Below are 4,729 nucleotides of genomic sequence, written 5' to 3' on the forward strand. Positions count from 1 at the left end.
TTTATTTATTATTATAAATAATAATATATATTGACCGATATTAAAGGGAGAGTAATTAAACAGTTAAGATTGGGTAACTTTGTTAAATGATAATATATATTTTATTAGCTTAATTATTTAACATAATAAAGGAGAGATACTTTATGATAGAATAAATGCGAAGATTTTTACGACAAGATAAGCTTAAGATTGTTATTGATATATTAAGAGGCATTTTAAATGAAATGCACTAAGATAGAAAAAAATAACGGTAGCACTAATGTTTTAGTTATAAAATAATTTACAAAACAATAAATAAATCTGCAAATGACCAGGCTTGTTCATTAATTCTCATTACATTAATGATATAAATATAAATATGAATATATTAGGGAAATGAAGAAGTACATTCTGTAATTGGGCACCTGGAATGTATGGAGTTTATGGTGCAACCCACCCAGTCTGTGTAAGCAGATTGGTTTTTTTTGACCCTTTATTTTGTAGGATTAATATAGGGTTTAGTTATTACTGTTTTATATTTTTACAAAATTTTTAAATTTACATTAAAAATAAAAGGATTATATATTTTTATATATAAAAAAAGTTAGCGTTAAACTATTATTGGGAGGTTTTAAATATGATAGTTAATTTAAATACATCACTTATTGAATTATTTGAAATTGTAAAAGGAAGCTTAAATGTAATAGAAGAAGGTGAAGTATTTATAGTAAAAGACCTTTTTAGGGGTTTTGAATGGAATCGTATATCTAAAGGAAATAGATCAAAATTAGGTTCTATGGTTTTTGCCTTTTCACAGAATGAAGGAAATAAAATCATTATAGACATAGAGAAAACATTACAAAACCAACGAAAATATAGGAAATCATAGAGACAGTAAAAAATGAAAAAATACTGTTAGATATAGCATCTATTTTTATAGATTATATCTAATAGTATTTTTTATTTGTATTTAGTACTACTTTTGAATAGTCAGATCTTATAATTTCAGATATCTAGTCATAAAAATATCTAATTAATGAATGACTAAAATTTATAATAAGTAAATAATGAATGATGTGTATGTTTATTAACTAAATAAGATAGTAGCTAGTAGCTTATCCAGTTAATATATGGTAAAATATATTAAACCATAAATAACCAAATAACAATTAAGTAAATTTAATACATATTTTGTTGAAATAGGTAGTATAAATATACATCATTAATAATGAATATAAAAATCAACATAATTTGTATTAGTATAATAATAATTTTAATATTCACTCTATTCTATAAATTTAAAGGTACTTGTTTTATGATATTAGAACGTATTATGACATAAGGTATATTAAAAATATTGGGGGAGAAATCATGAAAGAATTATTAAAAAGAACATCTGTTGAAAGATTAAATATCTTAGGAATTAATTCTAAGATATCTATTGATGAGAGTACAAAAGAATGCGCCTACTGTATTTATACTAAAATTATTGATGACCAAAGTAATGAAATTAAACAGCTGAATGAATTTATAGCTAAACAGAAGGAACAATTAAAAGCTATAATTACAGGTTTAGGTGACGAAATTGTAATGGTAGATAAACATGGCACATACTTAGGGATAAGTGATACTATAAATAACGAAATCTGTGTGGTAGGTAAGAATTATAAAGAAATATATAACGAAATGGAGGTTTACGATTCTGAGGATAATGTTCTGTCTTTAGAAGAAACCTGTATTGCTAGAGCACTTAAGGGAGAAAAAGTTAAAAACTTAAAACTTAAGTCAGTTAGAAAAGGGAAGATAAAATACTTAGATAACACGGGTATACCTATATTCAACAAAGACAATAAACTTGAATTTGTAATTCGCGTTTCTCACGATATTACTGCTGAAGTAAGGACTAATATCATTATGGAAAAAGCATTGAAATCTCAGGAAGAATTAATTGTTAATATATCTCATGAGCTTAAAACACCATTAAATGTAATATATTCGGCGGCTCAGTTATTTAATACATATTGCGATAGTGGTTCATTAGATAAAAAAAAGGGTTCAATTATTAAATATATAGGATCAATTAAGAAAAATTGCTATAGATTAACTAAGCTTATTAATAATATAGTGGATTCATCGAAAATTGAAGCGGGGTTCTTTAAATTAAAATTATCAAATAATAATATAGTCAAAGTTGTAGAAGATATAGTGATGTCTGTAACTAGCTTTAGTGAAATTAAAGGATTAAATATTATTTTTGATACGGATATAGAAGAAAAAATAATTGCTTGTGATCCTGAAAAGATAGAGAGAATAGTATTAAATCTTTTATCAAATGCTATAAAGTTTTCAAATGAAGGTGATGAAATATTTATAAATATTAAGAATAAGGATGAATTTGTTGAAATATCCATCACTGATAATGGAATTGGACTTGAAAAAAAAGATTTAGATATAATATTTGATAGATTTAAACAAGTAGGAGAATCATTATCAAGAAATGTACAAGGTACAGGAATTGGGTTGAGTTTAGTTAAGTCTATTGTGGAATTACATAATGGTCGTATATATGTCGAGAGTGAAGTTGGGAAAGGTAGCAAGTTTACAGTTATATTTCCTACAAGAATTGTACAACAAGGGAATGTTATGTGTAGTAAGAAAATCTCAAGTAAAAACGAAATCATGCAATTGGAGCTCTCAGATATTACTTTATAATTTAATTAAAAAGAGAGATAGTCTAATTTAAATAGCAACCTCATTAACAATATATATTTTTAAATATATTCTTTTATTTCACATAGTAAAAAGCATACAGCATAATAAGTCTGTAAACAACAAATACCGTGAAATAATAAAGTTTCACAGTATTTGTTGTTTATGAAAATCTAGCCTATAGACTCAAAGTGAAAGTAACTCAATTGATATTGTGTTACATTCAGAATATCAATACGTGCTTAATAAATGAAGAATACAAAGTAAAACAATCTTTAAATATGGTCATAATACAGGAATGATATGTTTACATGTTTTAGAATAATTCCATATCCCCTTACAAAAACGGAAAAAATCCTTATTAAATTTTTCGTCATGATATTGTAGTCACCAACAAATATAATAATCAGCTTAGATTTTCTTTTCAATACAGTACACTCCTCTTTATTATTTATAATCTTCCCCTTTAACACTTACATTTTATTATCAATATATATTAATAATTAGTCACGATTAAATTTCACGTTTCAATATTTATTATTAATTAAAAATAGTTCTTTACAAATATAAATTACTATGATATTATTAACTCATAAACAAAACAACAGAATTTAATTAATTGAAAAAGTGGAAGTAATTCCACAAAGATATCAACCCTCCTTAGATAAAGTAAAATAATCGCTAGTAGAAAGGGGATAGTCCAATATTTCAAATTAAGTTGTTAAAGTTTTTAGAGGTTAGTAAAATTTATAAATAAGAGGTCTTTAGAATATGTGATAAGACAAGAAAAATTTATTTGATTAAAATAAATTACTATACTCTACTTAATTAAAAATTAAATATATAAATATATTAAAAGGAAGTTCTTAAGTGAACTTCCTTTTATCAGTTTCATAATACTCAAACATAGATACATAAAAATATAGTTCGTTATTTATCCTGTACTTGAACTCTGCCTAAATGACTAGCTTCTATGACATCTATATAAAACAAACGAACTTTAACTTTATAGTAGTATAATTAAATAAATATTTTATTGTACAGTTATACCATTTTATTTAAGATACTATTTTAATCAAATACATATAAAATATAAAATATAAAAAAATTGTTAATGATGGGGATAAAAATAATCCACTTTCTAGTAACAGATTTTTATTATTTTATCTGTCTACCTTGAATTGAACCCTAAAAGTTGAACAAATATATTTCTATTGTCATATAATACTTTCTCTCCATTAATAATATAATTATAGTGTAAATAATATTAATATTATTCATTGTATTAAAGTAAGAATGAGGATATAGGATATATATAGGTACATAACAAACGATGTGAACTTAAAATTTCATGACATTATCATTTTGTTTTATTATTCGTTTAATATTGTATCGAGTGGTACAGTTTTACTTCTCCATTCCCAATAGTTAATTCCTCCAGTGATAATCATTCTATCAAACCAGGTTTTAAAATCGCATTTAAAATCTATTATTTCATCACTTGATAGAAACATATAATCTTTACGACCTTCCATTACTCTTTTGCTACTAATTACAATTTGTCCCAAATCACAATATGACCCAATAGGATAAAAGTCTTTACTTATAGGAGCTACGTTGTCAAATATGATTTGCTCTAAACTATTAAGGCCGCAAGCACCCCCATATTCATATGAGAAAAAGTAAGCACCATTGTGTATTAACAAAAATTCTCTGTATTCTTCTGGTATACTCCAACCAGTTTTAGCTATAAACTTGTCTATAGCTTCATCTGTTGTGGGTTCATTAAATGTGCATTGACCTGTATAACAATAACCATTTGTAGATTGAAGAAGTGTTTCATTATTATTGTCCAAACGCTTTTTTAAACCATCAAGAATATTTTTTATTGTATAATCTCGCAATTAGTCCACCTTCTTAATTAAATTTAATCATATTTACAATTATGCAATAATACAAAGTTAATTATACAATAATTATTGCGATTGCCCTATGTGTTAAGATAGTTGTCGTAGAGAGAAATATAGTATACTATACAGTA

General features: G+C 24.9%; 3 protein-coding genes and 1 riboswitch. Of the genes, 2 read left to right on the plus strand and 1 reads right to left on the minus strand.

What is annotated here, in order from left to right:
* The first annotated feature begins 362 nt into the window (after positions 1-362).
* Positions 363-445, plus strand: a riboswitch (cyclic di-GMP riboswitch).
* A 171-nt stretch (positions 446-616) separates the two neighbouring features.
* Positions 617-868, plus strand: a complete 252-nt coding sequence (locus Q0649_RS09930; RefSeq protein ID WP_298840972.1) for a DUF1413 domain-containing protein — start codon at positions 617-619, stop codon at positions 866-868.
* A 482-nt stretch (positions 869-1,350) separates the two neighbouring features.
* The gene (locus tag Q0649_RS09935; protein WP_298840976.1) at positions 1,351-2,691 is read left to right on the plus strand and encodes a HAMP domain-containing sensor histidine kinase; all 1,341 of its coding nucleotides are present in this window, start codon (positions 1,351-1,353) and stop codon (positions 2,689-2,691) included.
* Between the two features lie 1,370 nt (positions 2,692-4,061).
* On the opposite strand, the gene Q0649_RS09940 is transcribed toward Q0649_RS09935, so the two are convergent.
* Positions 4,062-4,592, minus strand: coding sequence for an SMI1/KNR4 family protein (locus tag Q0649_RS09940; protein WP_298840979.1), 531 nt, complete (start codon positions 4,590-4,592; stop codon positions 4,062-4,064).
* Between the last annotated feature and the right edge of the window lie 137 nt (positions 4,593-4,729).

The organism is uncultured Clostridium sp. (assembly GCF_937920395.1).
Classification (GTDB): domain Bacteria; phylum Bacillota; class Clostridia; order Clostridiales; family Clostridiaceae; genus Clostridium_AD.

Coding starts and splice junctions, on each gene's coding strand:
- Q0649_RS09935 (WP_298840976.1), top strand. CDS start 1,351: ATGAAAGAATTATTAAAAAGAACATCTGTTGAAAGATTAAATATCTTA.
- Q0649_RS09930 (WP_298840972.1), top strand. CDS start 617: ATGATAGTTAATTTAAATACATCACTTATTGAATTATTTGAAATTGTA.